At 68.3% G+C, this 20,244-nt stretch carries 18 protein-coding genes; 10 read left to right on the top strand and 8 right to left on the bottom strand.

Translation table 11 applies throughout. From position 1 onward, the window contains the following. From aroA to bcp, 3 genes are all read left to right on the top strand, one after another. A complete protein-coding gene (gene aroA, locus AB0O71_RS03145; RefSeq protein ID WP_363741825.1) occupies nucleotides 1-1,542 on the top strand; it encodes a 3-phosphoshikimate 1-carboxyvinyltransferase in 1,542 nt (513 codons plus the stop codon). A gap of 3 nt (nucleotides 1,543-1,545) precedes the next feature. Next, a complete protein-coding gene (rsgA, locus tag AB0O71_RS03140) occupies nucleotides 1,546-2,604 on the top strand; it encodes a ribosome small subunit-dependent GTPase A (RefSeq protein ID WP_363741821.1) in 1,059 nt (352 codons plus the stop codon). A 62-nt stretch (nucleotides 2,605-2,666) separates the two neighbouring features. Beyond that, on the top strand, nucleotides 2,667-3,140 hold the full coding sequence (bcp, locus tag AB0O71_RS03135; RefSeq protein WP_363741818.1) for a thioredoxin-dependent thiol peroxidase: 474 nt from the start codon (nucleotides 2,667-2,669) through the stop codon (nucleotides 3,138-3,140). 12 nt (nucleotides 3,141-3,152) lie between these two features. Here the strand turns inward: bcp and AB0O71_RS03130 are convergent, their stop codons facing one another. After that, entirely contained in the window at nucleotides 3,153-3,575 is a 423-nt protein-coding gene (locus tag AB0O71_RS03130; RefSeq protein WP_363741815.1) for a hypothetical protein, read from the bottom strand. Nucleotides 3,576-3,765: 190 nt separating this feature from the next. Here AB0O71_RS03130 and AB0O71_RS03125 point away from each other — a divergent pair, with 190 nt between their 5' ends. Continuing rightward, nucleotides 3,766-4,014 carry a WhiB family transcriptional regulator gene (locus AB0O71_RS03125; RefSeq protein ID WP_010156721.1) on the top strand — a complete coding sequence of 83 codons (249 nt, stop codon included), beginning with the start codon at nucleotides 3,766-3,768 and terminating at the stop codon, nucleotides 4,012-4,014. A 145-nt stretch (nucleotides 4,015-4,159) separates the two neighbouring features. Here AB0O71_RS03125 and argG read toward each other — a convergent pair whose 3' ends face one another. The 3 genes from argG to AB0O71_RS03110 all read right to left on the bottom strand — a co-directional run bounded on the left by argG (nucleotide 4,160) and on the right by AB0O71_RS03110 (nucleotide 7,542). Then, nucleotides 4,160-5,581 (bottom strand): argininosuccinate synthase, encoded by a 1,422-nt coding sequence (argG, locus tag AB0O71_RS03120; RefSeq protein WP_363741810.1) that lies wholly within the window; start codon nucleotides 5,579-5,581, stop codon nucleotides 4,160-4,162. 115 nt (nucleotides 5,582-5,696) lie between these two features. Then, the gene (locus AB0O71_RS03115; RefSeq protein ID WP_363741807.1) at nucleotides 5,697-6,695 is read right to left on the bottom strand and encodes a malate dehydrogenase; all 999 of its coding nucleotides are present in this window, start codon (nucleotides 6,693-6,695) and stop codon (nucleotides 5,697-5,699) included. A 10-nt stretch (nucleotides 6,696-6,705) separates the two neighbouring features. Further along, nucleotides 6,706-7,542 carry an aldo/keto reductase gene (locus AB0O71_RS03110; RefSeq protein WP_363741804.1) on the bottom strand — a complete coding sequence of 279 codons (837 nt, stop codon included), beginning with the start codon at nucleotides 7,540-7,542 and terminating at the stop codon, nucleotides 6,706-6,708. Between the two features lie 115 nt (nucleotides 7,543-7,657). On the opposite strand from AB0O71_RS03110, the gene hrpA reads away from it, so the two are divergent. Then, nucleotides 7,658-11,680: an ATP-dependent RNA helicase HrpA gene (hrpA, locus tag AB0O71_RS03105; protein ID WP_363741801.1), complete on the top strand. Its 4,023-nt coding sequence runs from the start codon at nucleotides 7,658-7,660 to the stop codon at nucleotides 11,678-11,680. A gap of 170 nt (nucleotides 11,681-11,850) precedes the next feature. Continuing rightward, a complete protein-coding gene (locus tag AB0O71_RS03100) occupies nucleotides 11,851-12,210 on the top strand; it encodes a hypothetical protein (RefSeq protein ID WP_363741798.1) in 360 nt (119 codons plus the stop codon). Between the two features lie 41 nt (nucleotides 12,211-12,251). Here AB0O71_RS03100 and AB0O71_RS03095 read toward each other — a convergent pair whose 3' ends face one another. Continuing rightward, complete coding sequence (locus AB0O71_RS03095; RefSeq protein ID WP_363741794.1) at nucleotides 12,252-12,755, bottom strand: general stress protein; 504 nt, start codon at nucleotides 12,753-12,755, stop codon at nucleotides 12,252-12,254. 62 nt (nucleotides 12,756-12,817) lie between these two features. Continuing rightward, nucleotides 12,818-14,023, bottom strand: a complete 1,206-nt coding sequence (locus tag AB0O71_RS03090; protein ID WP_363741791.1) for a hypothetical protein — start codon at nucleotides 14,021-14,023, stop codon at nucleotides 12,818-12,820. Nucleotides 14,024-14,066: 43 nt separating this feature from the next. Between AB0O71_RS03090 and AB0O71_RS03085 the strand changes: the two genes are divergently transcribed. From AB0O71_RS03085 to AB0O71_RS03075, 3 genes are read left to right on the top strand one after another with little or no spacing between them, the layout of a single operon-like run. After that, nucleotides 14,067-15,341: a CBS domain-containing protein gene (locus tag AB0O71_RS03085; RefSeq protein WP_363741789.1), complete on the top strand. Its 1,275-nt coding sequence runs from the start codon at nucleotides 14,067-14,069 to the stop codon at nucleotides 15,339-15,341. Beyond that, nucleotides 15,338-15,928, top strand: coding sequence for a DUF1003 domain-containing protein (locus AB0O71_RS03080; protein ID WP_363741787.1), 591 nt, complete (start codon nucleotides 15,338-15,340; stop codon nucleotides 15,926-15,928). Before AB0O71_RS03085 ends, AB0O71_RS03080 begins: the two co-directional genes overlap by 4 nt. Then, nucleotides 15,921-17,084, top strand: coding sequence for a P-loop NTPase (locus tag AB0O71_RS03075; RefSeq protein ID WP_363741784.1), 1,164 nt, complete (start codon nucleotides 15,921-15,923; stop codon nucleotides 17,082-17,084). Before AB0O71_RS03080 ends, AB0O71_RS03075 begins: the two co-directional genes overlap by 8 nt. 57 nt (nucleotides 17,085-17,141) lie before the next feature. On the opposite strand, the gene AB0O71_RS03070 is transcribed toward AB0O71_RS03075, so the two are convergent. Both AB0O71_RS03070 and AB0O71_RS03065 read right to left on the bottom strand, forming a co-directional pair. After that, nucleotides 17,142-18,962, bottom strand: a complete 1,821-nt coding sequence (locus AB0O71_RS03070) for an EAL domain-containing protein (RefSeq protein WP_363741782.1) — start codon at nucleotides 18,960-18,962, stop codon at nucleotides 17,142-17,144. Nucleotides 18,963-18,978: 16 nt separating this feature from the next. Beyond that, entirely contained in the window at nucleotides 18,979-19,353 is a 375-nt protein-coding gene (locus tag AB0O71_RS03065) for a twin-arginine translocase TatA/TatE family subunit (RefSeq protein WP_363741780.1), read from the bottom strand. A gap of 180 nt (nucleotides 19,354-19,533) precedes the next feature. On the opposite strand from AB0O71_RS03065, the gene AB0O71_RS03060 reads away from it, so the two are divergent. After that, on the top strand, nucleotides 19,534-20,199 hold the full coding sequence (locus tag AB0O71_RS03060) for a class I SAM-dependent methyltransferase (protein WP_363741778.1): 666 nt from the start codon (nucleotides 19,534-19,536) through the stop codon (nucleotides 20,197-20,199). The last annotated feature ends 45 nt before the right edge of the window (nucleotides 20,200-20,244 follow it).

Below are 20,244 nucleotides of genomic sequence, written 5' to 3'. Positions count from 1 at the left end.
ATGCTGATCGCGAAGATGAACCAGGGCAAAGACGGCGACGAGACCGGCACCGGAGAGGGCGTCGGCGAAGCCGCGGAGCTGTGGCCTGCGCCGCGACCGGACACCGCTCTCGACGCGACGGTGCAGCTTCCTGGCTCGAAATCATTGACTGGACGAGAGCTCGTGCTCGCGGCCCTGGCCGATGGGCCGAGCGTGCTGCATGCGCCTCTGCGATCACGAGACGCGTCGCTCATGATCGACGCGCTGCGCGCGCTCGGAACTCGCATCGAAGAGCTGCCGCGCGGCGAGTTCGTCGATCCTGACCTGCGCGTTACGCCGGCGCCCGAGCTGACGGGATCGACGACGATCGATTGCGGCCTCGCCGGCACTGTGATGCGCTTCGTTCCGGCAGTGGCCGCTCTCGCACTCGGGCCGGTCGCGTTCGACGGCGACCCGTACGCCCGCAAGCGCCCGATGCGACCCGTGCTCGACGCACTGCGGAGTCTCGGCGCCGACATCGCCGATGAGGGTCGTGGCGCTCTCCCCTTCACGGTGCACGGCACGGGCTCGCTGCACGGCGGGCGCGTCGAGCTCGATGCCTCGCTCTCGAGCCAGTTCGTCTCGGCGCTGCTGCTCGCCGGGGCACGGTTCGAGCAGGGTGTGCACATCGTGCACACCGGGGAGCGTCTGCCCAGCCTGCCGCACATCGAGATGACCATCGCCAGCCTCCGCGCCCGCGGGGTGCAGGTCGACTCCCCCGCCGTCGGCGAGTGGATCGTCGCACCGGGCACGATCCGAGCCATCGATGTGACCATCGAACCCGATCTGTCGAACGCGGCGCCGTTTCTTGCTGCAGCGATCGCCTCTGGCGGCCGCGTGACCGTGCCGAACTGGCCGAGTTCGACCACTCAGGTCGGCGATCTGCTGCGCACCCTCCTGCCCGAATTCGGAGCGGCAATCCGGCTGAACGAGTCGGGCGACCTGACGGCAACCGGGAGCGGCGCGATCTCCGGTGTCACCCTGCACGTGCCAGAGGCGGGCGAACTCGCGCCGACGCTCGTCGGGCTCGCCGCGCTCGCCGCGCACGGCTCCGATGCGTCTGATGGGTCTGATGGGTCTGATGGGTCTGATGGTGCAGCGAGCACGATCACCGGCATCGGCCACATTCGCCACCACGAGACCGACCGCATCGCGGCGCTCGTCGCCGAGATCAATGCGCTCGGTGGCGACGCCGTCGAGCTCGAGGACGGCATCGCGGTGCGCCCCGCACGGTTGCACGGCGGTGTCTGGCACAGCTACGCCGACCACCGGATGGCGACGACGGGTGCCGTCATCGGGCTGCGCGTGCCCGGTGTCGAGGTCGAAGGTGTCGCGTCGACGTCGAAGACCCTGCCGCGCTTCACCGAACTGTGGGAGCATACGGTCGCCCCGACGAGCTCCGCAGTCGGAGCGTCGCGAACCGGCGTCGACGTCGCATTCGAGTTCGGCGCAGCTGCCGACGGGGCATCCGCTCGGAGCTCGGCGCTCGGGCGATCCGCTCGAGGCTTCATCGAAGGGCTGTAGGCCGTGAGCTGGCTCACCCCCGACGACGACGCCGATGATCCGTACGCCGAGTACGCCGATCTGCAGGTGCGACAGCGCCCCAACCCGAAAGCCAATCGTCCGCGCACGAAGCGGCGTCCCGAGCACGCTGACGCGCTGACCGGCATGGTGACCGCCGTCGATCGGGGTCGCTACACCGCCCTCGTCGGCTCCGGAGCCGACCCAGAGGATCCTCGCGAGCGCCCCGTGCTCGCATCGCGCGCCCGCGAGCTTCGTCGCACCCCGATCGTCATCGGCGACCGTGTGCAGCTCGTCGGCGACACGAGTGGAGACGCGGGCACGCTGTCGCGCATCGTGTCGGTGGAGGATCGTCGCACCCTGCTGCGGCGCAGCGCTGACGACAGCGACCGCATCGAGCGGGTGATGGTGGCGAACGCCGACCAGATGCTCATCGTCGTCGCTGCGGCGAACCCCGAACCCCGCGTGCGTCTCGTCGACCGCTACCTCGTGGCCGCCTACGATGCCGGAATCTCGCCACTGATCTGCATCACCAAGGTCGATCTCGCCGATCCTGAGCCCTTCCTGTCGCACTTCGCCGCACTGGAGGTGCCGGTATTCCGGTCCCAGCCAGATGCCTGGCCGCTCGACGAGATTCGAGCATCGCTCGCGGGCCGCACCACGGTTTTCGTCGGGCACTCCGGCGTCGGCAAGTCAACGCTCATCAACGCCCTCGTGCCCGATGCTGAGCGCGCGATCGGCCACGTCAACGAGGTCACCGGTCGCGGGCGGCACACCTCGTCCTCCTCGGTCGCGTTGCGCGCGTCGACCCCCGGCGCCGCGAACGGCGCCGCCGGCTGGGTCATCGATACTCCTGGGGTGCGCTCCTTCGGGCTCGGCCACGTCACGACCGAGGGCATTCTGAGCGGGTTCACCGACCTCGCCGAGATCATCGAGGGCTGTCCGAGGGGCTGCACGCACCAGGATGATGCGCCCGATTGCGAGCTCGACGCCGCGATCGCCGACGGCCGCCTCGACGCGGCGGGGGCCGCGCGCGTCGAATCGCTGCGCCGACTGCTGAAGTAGCCCGGGATCGCCGTTGCCCGGCGCCGGAGCGAGCGCTGACCGCTCAGCGATAGGCTGGCCGTATGACTGATCGCGTAGTGCTCGAGCCCGGCCACGAGGCCCCCGACTTCACCCTCCTCGACCAGGATGGCAACACCCGTGCGCTGGCGCAGTACCAGGGCAAGCGGGTCATCCTCTTCTTCTACCCGGAGGCCATGACCCCGGGGTGCACGAAGGAGGCTTGCGACTTCCGTGATTCGACGCTGCCCTTCGAGGCCGCCGGCTACCACGTGCTCGGAGTATCGCGCGATTCCGTCGAAAAGCTGCGCCGATTCGCCGACCGCGACGGGCTCGAGTACCCGTTGCTCAGCGACCCCGACGCGGCAGTGCATCACGCCTACGGCGCATTCGGCGAGAAGAACAACTACGGGCGCATTGTGGAGGGCGTGATCCGCTCGACCTTCGTGATCGACGAAGCGGGCCGGATCGCCCATGCTCTCACCAATGTGAAGGCCACGGGGCACGTGGCGCGTCTGCGCAAGCTGCTCGAGGTCTGAGGCTCGATTCGGCTAGTACGCGTTGCCGTGCTCGTCGAGGACGGGGCGCACCTCTGGACGCGCGAGCACGGCAGCGACGAAGCCCACCAGCGCCCCGGCCACGAGCGCGAAGCCGAACTGCCAGGTGCCGATGCCGAGCTGCAGGCAGCCGGTTCCGCCGGCGAACAGCAGTACGTGAATGGTCAGCGCCGAACCGCGCACCCAGCTCGGGCGGCCGCGCAGGGCTGCCACCGCAGTAATCGCGACCCATGCCAGAGCGAGCACCGCCATGGCCACGATGCTCACGTTCTGCGCGACCGGCCCCACCGAGTCGACCGCCGCTGAGACCGAGAAGATCAGGACCCCGACGAGCAGTGCGCTCTCGAGCACCAGCAGGACGCGGAGCACCGCCCACCCCGCGCGTGAACGAGGGTGATCGGGAGATGTCGGGGGCATTGCGGCTCGCTTTCCAATCAATTGCGGGTTACCTATTGATTTGCATCTGTTTCCGTGGAACTATATAACCCGTCGAGTTTCGCGCACGCCGACGTGAGCATTCTCAGCCACGTATTAGGTAGTTACGGCGCGAATTCTAGGCTATCCGGTCTCCGGATTGTTCGCGCGCGTGCGTTACAGAGGAGGACACATGGATTGGCGTGAACAGGCAGCTTGCCTCACCGTAGACCCGGAGCTTTTCTTCCCGGTCGGCAACACGGGCCCGGCTGTTGAGCAGATCGAGCGGGCGAAGTCGGTGTGCGCTCGGTGCACCGTCACCGAGATGTGCCTGCAGTACGCGATGGATACCGGTCAGGATTCGGGCGTGTGGGGCGGCCTCAGCGAGGACGAGCGCCGTGCGCTCAAGCGTCGCGCCGCTCGCGCGCGCCGCGCTTCCTGAGCAGCCTAGAGAGCCGAACGGCCCGTCCCCTCCTCGGAGTGGACGGGCCGTTTTTCTGTTGTTCCTGAGCTCTTCTGGCAGGCCCGAACACACGAAGGGCCCATCCAATCGGATGGGCCCTTCGTGTGTTCGGTAGTGAGCGAACTCAGTCGGTGCCGGCGTCGAACGCCGCCGACAGGCCGAGTTCGTCCGCGTCCTCATCGATGCCGCCGACGGCGTTCGCGATCTCGGCCGCGCCTCCCTGCTCGAGCTGACCGACGAGCTCAGCGATGGAGCCTCCGACGAGCCCGAGCTGCGCGTACTGCTCGAGGCGCTGACGCGAGTCGGCGATGTCGAGGTTGCGCATGGTGAGCTGGCCGATGCGGTCGACCGGCCCGAACGCGGCGCCGACCGTGCGCTCCATCGACAGCTTCTCGGGGTGGTAGCTGAGGTTGTCGCCCTCGGTGTTGAGGATCGTGTAGTCGTCGCCGCGGCGCAGCCGCAACGTGACCTCGCCCGTGATCGCAGAACCGACCCAGCGCTGCAGCGCCTCCCGCAGCATGAGCGACTCGGGGTCGAGCCAGCGGCCCTCGTACATCAGGCGTCCGAGCTTGCGCCCGTCCGTGTGATAGCTGGCGAGCGTGTTCTCGTTGTGGATCGCGTTGACGAGGCGCTCATACGTGATGTGCAGCAACGCCATGCCGGGGGCCTCGTAGATGCCGCGCGACTTGGCCTCGATGATGCGGTTCTCGATCTGGTCGGAGACGCCGAGACCGTGACGGCCGCCGATCGCGTTCGCCTCGAGCACCAGTGCCACCGGATCGTCGTACACGACGCCGTTGATGGCCACCGGGCGACCCGCCTCGAAGCGCACCGACACCTCTTCAGTCGCGACCTCGACGTCGTCTCGCCATGCCGCGACGCCCATGATGGGCTGAACGATATCGAGACCGGCGTCGAGGAACTCGAGCTTCTTCGCCTCGTGCGTCGCGCCCCAGATGTTCGCGTCGGTCGAGTACGCCTTCTCGGTCGCATCGCGGTACGGATAGCCGTGCGCGACGAGCCACTCGCTCATTTCGTGGCGCCCGCCGAGCTCTTCGACGAACTGGTGATCGAGCCACGGCTTGTAGATGCGCAGCGCCGGGTTGGCCATCAGGCCGTAGCGGTAGAACCGCTCGATGTCGTTGCCCTTGTAGGTTGAGCCGTCGCCCCAGATGTCGACGCCGTCTTCCTTCATCGCGCGCACGAGCAGCGTGCCAGTCACGGCGCGGCCGAGCGGCGTCGTGTTGAAGTAGGTCTTCCCGCCCGAGCGCACGTTGAACGCGCCCGTCTGCAGCGCGACGAACCCTTCTTCGACGAGCGGACGCTTGGCGTCGACGTGACGGGCGATCTCTGCGCCGTACTCCTTCGCCCGATCGGCGACTCCGTCGATATCCGGCTCGTCGTACTGGCCGATATCTGCGGTGTAGGTGCAGGGCACAGCGCCTTTTTCGCGCATCCATGCGACTGCACAGGAGGTGTCGAGACCTCCGGAGAAGGCGATGCCGACGCGCTCGCCCACGGGGAGGGAAGATAGAACCTTGGACATGCTCTCTATCCTAGGGCTCCTCCGCCCCTCCGAGTTCCGAGGGCGAGCGCATGGCCCGCGCCGCTGCCTCGAACACGCACGCACGGCGCGGAACCGGAAAGCGGCCCGTATTCGGTTACGGAATCAGCCCGAGCTCGCGAACCGCATCGCGCTCGCCCACGAGTTCCGCAACCGATGCGTCGATCCGCTCCCGGGAGAAGGCATCGATGTCGAGGCCCTCGACGATGTTCCAGTTGCCGCCGGCGGAGGTCACGGGGAACGAGGAGATGAGCCCCTCGGGTACCCCGTACTCACCGCGAGACACGATCGCAGCGCTCGTCCAGTGCACGGCCGAGCGCTCGCCGGTGCCGAGGAGCCAATCGTGCGCGTGCTCGATCGCAGCGTTGGCGGCCGAGGCGACGGAGGAGCCCCCGCGCACCTCGATGATCTCAGCACCGCGCTGCGCCACGCGATCAATGTAGGGACCGCGCGCCCAGGAGGCGTCCACGGTGTCGAGAGCAGCGCGGCCCCGCACCGTCGCATGGCTGAGATCGGGGTACTGGGTCGCCGAGTGATTGCCCCAGATGGTCACACCCGAGACGTCGGCGACGGGAACGTCGGCCTCGGCTGCGAGCAGCCCGACCGCGCGATTGTGGTCGAGCCGCGTGAGCGCGGTGAAACGCTCGGGCGGCACGTCGGGTGCGTGCTGCTGAGCGATGAGCGCGTTGGTGTTCGCGGGGTTGCCCACCACGACCACGCGCACGTCATCGGCCGCGCTGGCGTTGATCGCGCGCCCCTGCGGACCGAAGATCGCGCCGTTCGCTGCGAGGAGATCGGCGCGTTCCATTCCCGCGGCGCGCGGCCGCGACCCGACGAGCAGTGCCACGTTCGCGCCTTCGAAGGCGACACTGGCGTCGTCGGTGATCTCGACACCCGCGAGCGTCGGGAAGGCGCAGTCGGCGAGTTCGAGCGCGGCGCCCTCGGCGGCGCGCATCCCCTGCGGAATCTCGAGGAGCCGAAGGGCGACCGGCTGATCGGGGCCGAGCAGGTCTCCGGCGGCGATCCGGAACAGTGCCGCATAGCCGATCTGGCCTCCGGCACCCGTGAGGGTGATGGTGATGGGTGCGTGAGTCATGTCGCTCTCCTTATCGCGCGTCGAAGGTGCGGGGATCGGGTCCGAAGTTCGTGCCGGCCTCGTACGCGTCGATCGCCTCCATCTGGGTCGCATCGAGCTCGAAATCGAAGAGGTCGGCGTTCTCGATCATGCGCTCGCGGCGCACCGTCTTCGGGAAGATGACGCGCCCCTGCTGCACGTGCCACCGCAGCACGACCTGCGCAGGTGTCTTGCCGTGCGCTCGCGCGATCTCGAGCAGCTCGGGGCGATCGAAGAGGTCCGACTTGCCCTGCGCGAGCGGGCCCCATGCTTCGATGGCGATGCCGTGCTGGGTGCAGAAGTCGACGAGTTCGCGGCGCTGATGCAGCGGGTGCAGCTCGATCTGATTGACCGCAGGCACCACGCCCGTTTCGTCGATGAGCTGCTGCAGGTCGGAGATCTCGAAGTTGGAGACGCCGATCGCTGACGCCCGACCTGATTCGGCGATCTCGATAAGCGACTTCCACGCTCCCAGCGCTTCGCCGAACATGGGCAGCGGCCAGTGGATGAGGTAGAGGTCGACCCGGTCAAGCGCGAGTCGGTCGAGGCTCTCTGCGAAGGCGTCGGCAGCGCGCGCCTGGTCGGGGTTGCCGAGCTTGGTGGTCACGAACACCTCGTCGCGCGCGAGGCCGCTGCGTGCAATGGCCTGGCCGACCTCTGCCTCGTTGCCGTACAGACTCGCCGTGTCGATGTGGCGGTATCCGACCTCGAGCGCCGTGCTGACGACCTCTTCGGCCTCACCGGGTTTGACGAGATAGACGCCGGAGCCGAGCTGCGGGATCGACGTGCCGTTGTTGAGGGGAACATTCGGGATCGGGAGTGCAGACATCGTGCCCTTTCAAGTCGTCATGCGGAACACCCGCCGACCCTGCGATCGGCGCGGTCGGCGTCAGTCTACGCTCGGGCGACTGACCGCGGCACAAGCGCGGGATAATGGAAGCATCATGACGCTTCCCCCGCTCCACATCACCTTTCCCGAGGAGCTCCCCGTCTCGCAGATGCGCGACGAGATCTCGGAAGCGATCCGCTCCCACCAGGTCGTCATCGTCGCGGGCGAGACCGGCTCTGGCAAGACGACCCAGCTGCCCAAGATCGCCCTGGCACTCGGACGCGAGAGGATCGCCCACACGCAGCCCCGCCGCATCGCCGCCCGCACCATCGCGGAGCGCGTCGCCGAGGAGCTGGGCTCTGAGCTCGGCGGTCTCGTCGGCTACCAGGTGCGGTTCACCGACCAGGTGTCGGCCGAGACGCGCGTGCGCCTGATGACCGACGGCATCCTGCTCAACGCGATCCACCGCGACCGCGATCTCACGGCCTACGACACGATCATCATCGACGAGGCGCACGAGCGCAGTCTGAACATCGATTTCCTGCTCGGGTACCTGCAGACGCTGCTCCCCCGCCGCCCCGACCTCAAGGTCATCATCACGTCGGCGACCATCGACCCCGAGTCCTTCGCGAAGCACTTCGCAAACGTGAAAACGGGTGAGCCCGCTCCGGTCATCGAGGTGTCGGGCCGCACCTACCCGGTCGAGGTGCGGTACCGCCCGCTGGTCGAGCAGATCGAGAAGCCCGACCCGAAAACCGGAGCGCCAAAGGTCACGACCATCGAGCGCGACCTGTTCGACGGCATCGGCGACGCCGTCGACGAACTCGCGAGGGAAGCGCCGGGCGATGTGCTCGTCTTCCTCTCGGGCGAAGCCGAGATTCGAGACGCCACCGAGTCTCTGCAGGGTCGCCTGCGGACGTCGGCCCGCGCCGCGCGCACCGAGATTCTGCCGCTGTACGGCCGGCTCAGCAGCGCCGAGCAGCACCGCGTGTTCGAGCGGCGCTCGGGCGGTGCGCGCCGCATCGTGCTGGCCACGAACGTCGCCGAGACGTCGCTGACGGTGCCAGGCATCCGCTACGTCATCGACGCCGGCACGGCGCGCATCTCCCGGTACAGCGCCCGCAGCAAGGTGCAGCGCCTCCCGATCGAAGCCGTTTCGCAGGCGAGCGCGAACCAGCGCTCCGGCCGTTCCGGTCGCACCAGCCCGGGCATCGCCATCCGCCTCTACTCGGAGGAGGACTTCGCGTCGCGCCCCGAGTTCACCGAACCCGAGATCAGACGCACCGGGCTCGCCTCGGTGATCCTGCAGATGCTCGCGCTCGGCCTCGGCGACATCGCCCGTTTCCCCTTTCTCACGCCGCCCGACCCGCGAGGCATCGCCGACGGGCTCGGCCTGCTCGCCGAGCTGGGCGCGGTCGAGCCCGCTCCCGCGAAGGGTCGCGGCCGGGGCCGTCAACGCGGCGGCGAGCGCAGCGGCGAGCGCAGCGGCGAGCGCAGCGGCGAGCGCAGCGGCGAGCGCAGTGGCGAGCGCGGCGGCGAGCGCGGGGCGACGCATCGCATCACGAAGATCGGCCGCGAGCTCTCCCGCCTTCCCATCGAGCCGCGATTCGCGCGCATGGTCATCGAGGCGAGATCTCACGATGTCGTGCCCGAGGTGCTCGCGATCGTGGCGGGTCTCACCATTCAAGACGTGCGCGAGCGCCCGCAGGCCGAACGCGGGCGCGCCGACGAACTGCACGGCCGGTTCGCCGACCCGCAGGGCGACCTCGCGACGCTCCTGAATCTCTGGAACTACCTGCAGGAGCAGCAGCGCGAGCTGTCATCGAGCGCCTTCCGACGGCTCTGCAAGGCCGAGTACCTCAACTTCTTGCGGGTGCGCGAGTGGATGGACCTGTACCGGCAGCTCGCGAGGATCGCGAAGGCTCCGCGCGACAGCGCCGACCGGGGTGCGACCGGCAGCTCGGGCGAGGCGATCCATCGTTCGGTGCTCGCAGGGCTCCTTTCGCAGCTCGGCGTGCGCGACGACCGGCAGGATCGCGTTGTGCCCGCGCGCGGCCGGTCTGCTGCCGGGGCCATCAGGCGCAAGCCCGCACAGGAGTACCTCGGCTCGCGGGGCACGCGCTTCGCGCTCTACCCGGGATCCGTGCTCGCGAAGAAGCCGCCGGAGGTCGTGATGAGCGTCGAGCTCGTCGAGACATCGCGCCTGTTCGCCCGCTCCAACGCGGTCGTCGATCCGGCGTGGGCCGAGGCGATCGCCGGCCCGCTCGCGAAGCGGCAGATCTCAGAGCCGCGCTGGGAGAAGAACCAGGGCGCTGCGGTCGCCTATGAGCGGGTGACGCTCTACGGCGTTCCGATCGTCGACCGTCGGCGGGTGCAGCTCGCTCGGTACGACCAGGAGCACGCGCGCGAGCTGTTCATCAGGCACGCGCTCGTCGACGGGGAGTGGGATTCGCCTCAGGCGTTCGATCGAGCGAACCGCCAGCTGCGGCGCGAGCTCGAACAGCTCGAGGAGCGCACGCGGCGCCGCGACATCGTCGGAGATGACGAGGCCATCTTCGAGTTCTACGACGCGCGCATCCCTGCCGACGTGGTGTCGACCCGCAGCTTCGAGGGATGGTGGAAGCAGAAGCGGGCGACCGAGCCGCAGTTCTTGCACCTGCGGCGTGAAGACCTGGTGGAGGATGAGACCGACGCCGTTGACGAGCAGGAGTTTCCGAAGCAGTGGTCGCACGGCGATCAGACGCTTCGCCTGAAGTATCGCTTCGATCCGACCGCTGAAGACGACGGCGTCACGGTGAACGTGCCGCTTCCCCTGCTCCCGCGCCTTGAGGGGTCGGACTTCGAGAAGCTCGTTCCCGGCCTGCGTCAGGAGCTGGTCACGGCACTCATCAAGACGCTGCCGAAGGCGATTCGCAAGCACGTGGTACCGGCGGCCGACTGGGCGCGAACGCTGCTCGCGACGGTGGGGCCGCAGCTCGACGCTCCGGTGTCGCCGGGAGCGACGCCGCCCGCGCTGACGCAACTGCTCGCCACCGAGATCCGCCGTCGCACCAGCGTGCCGGTTTCCCCCGGAGATTTCGATCCCGAACGACTCCCCGCGCACCTCACCCCCACGTTCCGGGTCGTCGACGGGCGCGGCCGCACCGTGGGCACGGGCAAGAACCTCGCAGAACTCCAGACGGCGCATCGTGAGCGCGCGACCGAGGGCGTGGCGAAGGTCGCCGCGGCCGCCCTGCCGAAGAGCGACCTCGAGCGCACCGGTGCGACCTCCTGGACCTTCGGAGATCTGCCCCAGCACGTCGATTCGACGTACGCCAAGGGACGCGGATCCGCGGGCGCAGGCGTGGTGCGCGCGTACCCGGCGATCCTCGACCGCCGCACCGCTGTCGATCTGGTGCTCGTCGCCGATCAGGGCGAGCAGGAGCGCATCTCCCGGCGCGGGATCCGCCGCCTCCTCGTTCTGAGTTCTCCTTCGCCGGCTTCGTACGTGCGCGACCACCTCTCGAACCAGGAGAAGCTGCTGCTCGGGGCTGGACCATATCGCACGCTCGACCAGGCGATCGCCGACGTGTCGCTCGCGGTCGCCGACCGTGTGATCCGCCGACACGCAGCCGACGGGCTCATCTGGCGAGAGGCCGAGTTCGAAGCGCTGGCCGACGACTACGCCCGGTCGCTCATCGACGAGATCTACGGTGCGATCTCGCTCACCGCGCGCGTGCTCGACGGCGCCCGCCTGGCCCGCAAGGCGATCGACGCGGCGAAGTCGATGCAGGTACTCGGCCAGGTGGCCGACGCCGCCCGGCAGGTCGACGGCCTGGTGTTCGAAGGCTTCGTCTCGCGGACCGGTCTCGCACAGTTGGAACGCGTGCCGGTGTACCTCGAAGCCGTGCAGATGCGCATGCGCGCCCTCACCGAGCAGCCGGGCCGGGATCGCGCCTGGCAGAACGAGATCGACCGAGCGGCCGCTCTCTACGCCGAGGCCGGCGGGGTCGTCCCGCTGCCGGTCGACGCACCGAAGCGGCTCGTGCGCGCCCGGTGGCTGATCGAGGAGCTGCGCGTCAGCCTGTTCGCGCAGCAGCTGCGCACCGCGGAGCCCGTCTCGCTGCAGCGCATCCAGAAGGCGCTGCGCGACGAGTGACGCTCGGGCCGACGGTCAGGGCCTGTCAGGAGCACCCCGGTCCGCGTCAACCCCGCGAAATCGCCGACCCCCGGCTCGTACACTGGCGATGGCCCACCCCGCCGATCGCGCACTGCTGCTGGAGGCGACCTGCGCGACCCACCCGTCAACCGAGCATTGGAGAGTGCAGCATGAACGAGACCCCAGCATCCGACCAGGAGATCGAGGACGCGATCCGCGAGTTCCACGAAGAGCGCGCCTCAGAGGGAGTCACGGCGGCGCAATCTCTCGCATCGGTTTCGGTGTACGAAGGGATCGCGAAGGTCGTATACGAGTCGTCGCTGTCGCGAACCGACGCCGAGGCCTGGCTTTCTGAGAACTCGCTCGAGAACCTCGCGGCCTTCGCCGCCACCCCGCTCGCCCAGGCAACGCCGGAGTCGACGCGTATGCGCATGTCCACCGTGCGGGTGGAGGCGAGTCTTGCCGACGGAACGCCGCTCGGCGCTCTCGAGAACGCCGGCATCCGGGCGCTGAACGGTCTCGAGAAGTAGTTCGGGATCGCGCGGGCCGGGCCCCGGTCCGCGCACACGCGCTACTTATCCACAGCTTCCGTGAGCACCCGCCGCGCCTCGTGCAGCAGCTCAGGCTCCGTGATGAGGTCGTACCTCGTCGCGACCATCTGCATCACCGACGAGAAGTCGCGGCGGTTGCGATTCATGGCGTACGACAGCACGCCGAAGAGCATGCCGAAGCCCGCACCGATCGCGATGGCCGCGGCGAAGACCCCGAGGATCGCCCCGTTGTCGGGCTGGAAGATGAACAGCAGGAGCCCGAGAAAGAGGCCCAGGTACGCGCCCGAGAGCGCGCCCATGAGCGCGACGCGACCGTAGGTGAGTCGGCCGGTGACCCGCTCGACGCTGCGCACGTCGTTGCCGACGATGCTGATCTGCCGCACGGGAAAGCTGGCGCGCGCGAGCACGTCGACGGCGTGCTTTGCATCCTCGTAGCGGTCATAGGTCGAGACGATGTCGCCCTTCGGGATCTCGGGAACCAGCGGGAGACGCGATGACCGCATGGGTCCACCAGGAGTACTCATACTGCGATTCTCCCATTGTCGACCGCATAAGGGGTGCAGCAGCCGCCAACACCACTCGTGATTCAGCTCCGAGCGTACGAAACGACGGCCTGCGGGTAGCCCGCCACGGGCAGCTTGCGCACCTCGAGCGAATCGAGCGCTACGAGGGTGATACCGTCCCAGCCCTCGTTCCGTGTGTTGCCGCCTGCGACGGCTGCGAACTCTGACCCGCCGGCATCGGTCCACACCGCGACGGTCTCATGGGGCACGTCCATGGGCACAATTCGCTCCGGTGCTGCGCCCGTCTCGGCCGAGACGTCGAGCAGCGACAGGTTCGCCGAACCATCGGCATTGCCGAACGCGCCCGTGCCGACCGTGAGCAGCGTGCTTCCCGCAAGGGCGGTGCCGTGCGCGTGCGAGTTCGCCGTGCTTGCGATCGAAGCGGTCGCCCCCGTGAGCGGATCGAGCCTGACCACCACCCGGCCCTGATACGGGAGCAGGATCCCGCCCGCTGCGTCGACCGCACCGTAGTGGGGCTTCTCCCACGATGCGAGGCCGCCCTCGGTACCGAACGGTGCGACCACGTGGCTCACGGGGGCGAGCGTCGCCGCATCGACGACGGTCACAGTGAAGCCGTCATGGTCGACCGTCGCGGCCCATGCCCCGTCGGGGGCGACAAGCACGTCGAAGGGTCGCAGCCCGATCGGAGCCGATCCGATGAACTTTTGCGTTTCGGTGTCGAACACCTCGAGCGCGTACGCGCCGTCGCCCGCGGTCACCGCGACGTATACCCGCCCGCTGTCCGGGGACACGGCGAGGCCCAGTCCGCCCGGGCGGTACTCGCCCGATTCGATTCGACTCGCCGGGTGCGCGTACGGCACGAGCGCTCGTCGCGTCGCACCGAGAAGGTCGATCACCGCGAGACCCTCGGCGGTCGCGGCGTACCCGGTGCGACCGTCGGCGGCGACCCCGACACCCCAAGGTGCGGCGCCGACGGTGACCTGCTGCACAGCGTCGGCATCGGGCCGGGACGGGTCGATGATAGCGACCGCGTCGGACTGCGCGAGTGAGGCGAGCAGCAGCACGGCGGGCGCTGCCGCTTCTGGCGCGGGGTCGCGCTCAGGTACGGGGTGTGCCCGGGGCTCGGGATCGCGGAGCGCAATCTCCCGCTGCGGTTCCGGCGCGCAACCGGCGAGCAGCACACCTGCCGCGGCGAGCCCGCCCCACGCGGTGAAACCGATCACGCCGCGGCGCGAGACACGGCGAGGAAGCGGAGGATCGGGGTGCATGCCACAAGTATCGCCGCCCGTCGCTGAGCGGTACCGTAGTGGGGTGAGTACTTCGAGGGTCTTCGTCGGTCGGCTCGCCGGCCGCGGCGTGTTCGATCCGGTCGGCGACCGCATCGGCAAGGTGCGAGATGTGCTGGTCGTCTTTCGGGCGGCGAGCGCGCCGCGGGTCGTCGGCTTGATCGTCGAAATTCCGGGCAAGCGCCGCGTCTTCGTGCCCATCGGTCGCGTCACTTCGATCGGTTCCGGTCAGGTCATCACCACCGGACTCATCAACGTGCGCCGGTTCGAGCAGCGCGGCGGTGAGACGCGCATGATCGCCGAGCTCATCGGACGCGACGTGCAGTTGGCTCAGTCGCCTCCCGGGCAGCCCACGAGCGCGCGCATCGAGGATGCCGCGATCGAGCGCAGTCGTTCGGGCGAGTGGCTTGTCAGCGAGGTGTTCGTGCGCCTTCCGAAACCCGCGGCACCGTTCAGCCGGGGCGATGCCCGCATCGTGCGCTGGGCCGAACTGCGGCTTCCGACTTCTACCGAGGGCACCCGGTCGGCTGAGCTCCTCATCCAGACGCTGGTCGATCTGAAGCCGGCCGACCTCGCCGAGGCGCTGCTCGAACTCCCCCAGCCCCGCATGATCGAGGTGATCGAGGAACTGCCAGATGAGCGCGTCGCCGATGCCCTCGAGGAGATGAGCGAGCAGGATCAGCTCGCGCTGCTCGCTCAGCTGCCGTCCAGCCGCACAGCAGACGTTCTCGATCGCATGGAGGCCGACGACGCGGCAGATCTCATCTCGGCGCTGCCCGCCGCGCAGGGCGCCGAGCTGTTGAACCTCATGGAGCCCGAGGAAGCGGAAGACGTGCGCCGACTGCTCGAGTACGACGCCGATACCGCCGGCGGTCTCATGAGTCCGGCGCCGATCGTGCTGGCCGCAGAGTCGAGCGTTGCCGAGGGTCTCGCCATGATCCGACGCGCGGAGATCTCCCCTGCGATGGCCTCAACGGTCTACGTCACCCACCCGCCGTACGAGACCCCGACGGGCGAGTACATCGGCCTCGCCCACTTCCAGCGCATGCTGCGGTTCCCGCCGCACGAGCGCATGGCGTCGCTGCTCGACGCCGAGATCGAGCCCGTGACGGTGCACGCGAGCGCCGCCGAGGTCTCGCGCCGCCTCGCGAGCTACAACCTCGTGGCGCTGCCCGTGGTCGACGAGCAGAACCGGCTCGTCGGGGTCGTCACAGTCGACGATGTGCTCGACCATCTCCTGCCCGATGACTGGCGGCACGCTGACGATGACGCACCTCTCGAGGCCGGAGCGGTCGGATGAGTCCCTTCAAGCGCGGCACTGGTCTCGACGCCCCGCGAGCTGCGAGCGGCCGTGGAGCCGCGCGCAACGACTCGCGCACGGGCAACAGCGAGCGCTTCGGTCGATGGACCGAGAGCATCGCCCGCGGTATGGGCACCCCCTGGTTCCTGTTCGCGCTCACCATCGTCTGCGTGGCCTGGCTGCTCTGGAACGCGTACGGCCCAGAGACGTACCGATTCGACTCGGCGGCCCTCGGCTTCACCGCGCTCACACTGATTCTCTCCCTGCAAGCCTCGTACGCCGCGCCGTTGCTACTGCTCGCGCAGAACCGGCAAGACGACCGCGACCGCGTGCAGATCGAGCAGGACCGCCAGCGCGCCGAGCGCAATCTCGCCGACACAGAGTTTCTTGCACGCGAGGTCGTGGCGCTGCGCCTCGCACTGAAAGACCTTCCCGACCGGGATTTCGTGCGGTCAGAGCTCAGGTCGCTGCTCGCCGAGCTCGCGGAGGACGACGCACCGACCGGCGCGCCCCGCGGCGGGGCGACGCGGGGCCGAGCGCGAAGCGACTCCCCCTCGGATCCCACGTCGAGTCGTCCAGATGACTGAACGGCCAGACACGGGCGTCGCTCGCGCCGTCTGGGATGCGTTGGATCGCGTCACGGATCCCGAGATCCTGCGTCCTATCACAGAGCTCGGAATGGTGCGCGAGGTGACCGTCGACTCCGCCGGGCGCGCAGACGTATCGATACTCCTCACCATCGCCGGCTGCCCGGCCGCGCGCCGCATCGAAGCGGACGTGCGCGCGGCGACGGAAGCCGCTCCCGGAGTGACGGAAGCGGCGATCGCGGTCGGCGTGATGTCGCCCGCCGAGCGCCGGAGCTTCATCGAACGGGTCCGCGGCGATCGCGGCGATCGCCCGCAGCAGTTCGGACCCGAGTCCCTGACTCGCGTCATCGCGGTGACCAGCGGAAAGGGCGGCGTCGGCAAGTCATCGCTCACCACCGGGCTCGCGGTCGCACTCGCACAACGAGGACTCACGGTCGGCCTGATCGACGCAGACGTGTTCGGATTCTCGATTCCCGGTCTGCTCGGATTGAGCCGCGACGGCCGCACCGAACAGCCCACGCGCGTCGGCGAGATGATTCTGCCCCCGGTCGCCCACGGCGTCAAAGTGATCTCGATCGGAATGTTCCTCGGCGATGCGGATCCGCGAAGCACAGCGGTGTCATGGCGCGGTCCAATGCTGCACCGCACGATCGAACAGTTCTTGCGGGACGTGTGGTTCGGCGACCTCGACGTCCTGCTGCTCGATCTGCCTCCCGGTACCGGTGACATCGCGATCAGCATCGGTCAGCTGCTGCCGCAGGCCGAGGTGCTCGTCGTCACCACTCCGCAGGAGGCCGCAGCGGATGTCGCGGTGCGCAGCGCCCTCGTCGCGCGGCAGACCGGGCAGCACGTGATCGGCGTCGTGGAGAACATGGCCGGTCTCGCGCAGCCCGACGGGAGCGTGCTCGATCTCTTCGGGTCAGGAGGCGGCGCGCTGGTGGCCGAGCGTTTGAGCGATGCGGAGCACGGCATCGTGCCGCTGCTCGGGAGCGTGCCCCTGAGCCCGACGTTTCGGGAAGGCGGCGATGCTGGCGCACCTACCGTGCTCACTGATTCCACTGATCCGGCAGCCGCCGAGGTGATTCGAATCGCAGGAATGCTCGCGCAGGGCGGGCGCGGGCTCGCCCGGCGATCCCTCGGAATCAGCGTGCGGTAGTCTCCGAGCTGCCGTCGACCGTGCTACCGACGATCGGGCCTCGCGTGCCGCGCGGCGTTAGACGTCCACGGGCCGCTCGATCGGCGCGGGACGACCGAAGAGATACCCCTGGAACGCATCCACGCCGAGATCGCGCAGTCGCACGAACTGGGCCTCGGTCTCGACCCCTTCGCCCACCACCTGCAACCCGAAGATCCGTGCAAGCCGCACGATGGTCTCAGCGACCGCGGCGGTCTGCTCATCTCCGACGATCGAAGACACGAACGAGCGATCGATCTTCAACTGCTGCACCGGGAGCTGGCGCAGATAGCTGAGTGACGAATACCCGGTGCCGAAATCATCGAGCGATGCGTGCGCCCCGTCCTCGCGCAATCTCTCGAGCAGAGATATCGTTCGCGACAGATCTCGATGCAGCACGCTCTCGGTGAGCTCGAACTTCAACCGACCCGGAGCGATGTCGTATCGGGAGGTCACCTCGCGAACGCGCTCCACGAAATCGATCTCCTGCAACTGCCGCTCGCTCAAATTCACGGAGAGCGTCAATTCGCGGGTCGCATCGCTGTGCGCCCAGTGCGCCAGCACTTGGCAGGCCTGGTCGAGCACCCAGTCCCCGATCTGCACGATCATGCCGGTCTGCTCGGCGAGCGGAATGAACTCGTCGGGCGGAACCAACCCGCGGGTAGCGTGATTCCAACGAATCAGTGCTTCCCTGCCGATCACTCGACGATGTCGGTCGACGATCGGCTGGGCGAACAGTTGGAGCTCGCCCCGTGCGATACCTGCCCGCAGTTCGGAGACGAGCAGCATGCGTCCGTGCACCGCATCGAGCATGCGCTGCTCGAAACGCTGCGAGCGCCGCTGCCCGCTCAGTCGCCTGGCGCGCTTTCGCGCGATCTCGGAGCACTTGACGACCTCGTTGGCATCGTGCGACACAATGAACCCACACCGATTCTTCCCGTCCTCAGCACCGTCGGCCAGACCAGAGGCATGGGCGGAGGACGTCCAGAGCACGTGGCCGATACTGGCTCCCGCTCCGACGACAATGCCTGATCCGAGTTCGTTCGCGTCGGCCAGTGTATCGAACACGCGGTCGATGGTGTTGCTTACTGCCTGTTCGGCGTCTCGGAGATCGGTGCTGATACGAGGCAGCAGCACACCGTAGGTGTTCGAGCCGATCCTGCCGATGCGCGTGCGATCGCCTGCGAGAGTCTTCAGGCGCCGAGCCGCGCCGAGCAGGAGGCGGTCTCCGGCTTCGAATCCGAAGGCATCGTTCACGACCGAGAGCTGATCGACACTGACGGTGATGAAGGCTGAGAAGGAATCGCCGGCGGGCAGCGCGACGATCTCGTCGATGGCCCGCATCATGGCCGCACGATTGTCCAGGCCGGTCACCGGGTCAACGTAGGCGAGACGGCGCACTGCCGCCTCCGCTTCGTGCCGCTGCGTCTCCTCCGTGCGCAGAGCCACGTAACTCGTCGGCGTCCCCGCGCTCCCGATCAGCGGAATGATGGTCGTGTTGACCCAGTACTCCGAGCCGTCTCGCGCGCGATTGCAGATCTCGTCCTGCCAGACCCGCCCCGCCGTGATCGTGCGCCAGAGATTCGCGAAGAAGGCAGGCGGGTGGTGGCCCGAGCCGACGACCCGGTGCGTGCGTCCCAGAAGTTCATCGCGCGGATACTGCGAGAGTTCGCAGAAGCGATCGTTGACGTAGGTGATGCGGCCGATGGCGTCGGTGACCGCCACGATCGAGTGCTCATTGAGCGCGATCAGAATATCGTCGAAGACGTGCTGCGGTCGCGCGAGTCGCTCCTGCATCGTGCGCTGTTCGTTCGAGATTCCCCCGACGGCCTCATTGCGGTCGATCTCGTTGGCGGTCACCCGATGGTCCCGTCCATCACGTCGCTTCTTCGTCGAAGTGCAGCGTCCCTGCTGAGCCTTCTTCCGGATCCGGCCTGATCCGGCGGCGGGCCTCCGCATCGGCCATGTCGGATCGCCGAGACTTATCGCGAGCCTCGCGCTCGTCTTCCAGCAGCGCGTCTCTGATGATTCGGCGCGGATCGTACTGGCGCGGATCGAGCTGGCGCCAGTCCACATCGTCGAACTCCGGCCCCATCTCGTCGCGCAGTCGGTCTTTTGCGCCGTCAGCCATGCGTTTCACACTGCGAACCAGCTCACCGAACTTCTTCGCGTAGATCGGGAGGCGCTGCGGACCCAGCACGAACATGGCGATCACGAGGATCACCAGTATCTTGTCGATTGTCAGGCCCATGACCGCTATCGTAGCGCTCGGTCGCGCCCGACGACGGGAAATCGACCGAGTGCGCCGCGCCGCTTTGCCGTTGTCCCGCGTGTGCGACGAGGGGCGCCGCCGCGCGGCCCTACGCTATGAATGAAGATCGCTCTGCCCTGTCCCAGCGGCGCTGTGGAGCGGAGCACACCGGAGGATAACGTGAGCAAGCTCGAACGCAATTGGCAGTACGCCGAGCAATACCCCGGCGAGACCGAAGCGCTCGTGCGTGCGCGCAGACTCTCGCTCGAGCTGGGCATCGAGCCGGTGAGCCGCTCGGTCGGCGCCCAGCTCTCCGGCTTGACGGTGCTCGCGCGGGCCCAGGCCATCTGCGAGGTGGGCACGGGGGTCGGTGTGAGCGGGCTCTCGCTGCTGCGGCATGCTCCTGAGGCGACGCTCACCTCGATCGAAATCGAATCGGAGCACCTGCGCGAAGCCCGTGGCGTCTTCGCAGATGCGGGCATCGCCGCGTCACGTCTTCGCCTCATCGAAGGCGATGCGCGCCACGTCATGCCCCGTATGAATCTCGCAGCCTACGATCTGGTGCTCCTCGATGCCGAACCGACCCAGTTGCTCGAGCACTTCGAGAATGCGCTCGGCATCGTACGGCCGGGCGGGTGCGTAGTGGTGCCCGGCGCCTTCGCGCACGGCCGAGTTCCCGATCCCGCTTCCCGTGATGACGACACCCAGGCAATGCGGGATCTCCTCGCGCTGGTCGCCGAGTCGCCCGCGATCGCCCCGATCCTCTCCCCCGCCGGCGACGGCCTGCTCACCCTGGTGCGACTCGACGGGGAAGCGTCAGGAACACCGAACCCCCCACGGCGGTAGCCGCAGGGGGTTCGATCCGGAGGTGTGCAGGTGCGAGCCGCACAT

This window comes from Leucobacter sp. NPDC077196 (genome assembly GCF_040687075.1).
Taxonomy (GTDB): Bacteria; Actinomycetota; Actinomycetes; order Actinomycetales; family Microbacteriaceae; genus Leucobacter.
This window is presented reverse-complemented; position numbering and strand designations above follow the sequence as displayed.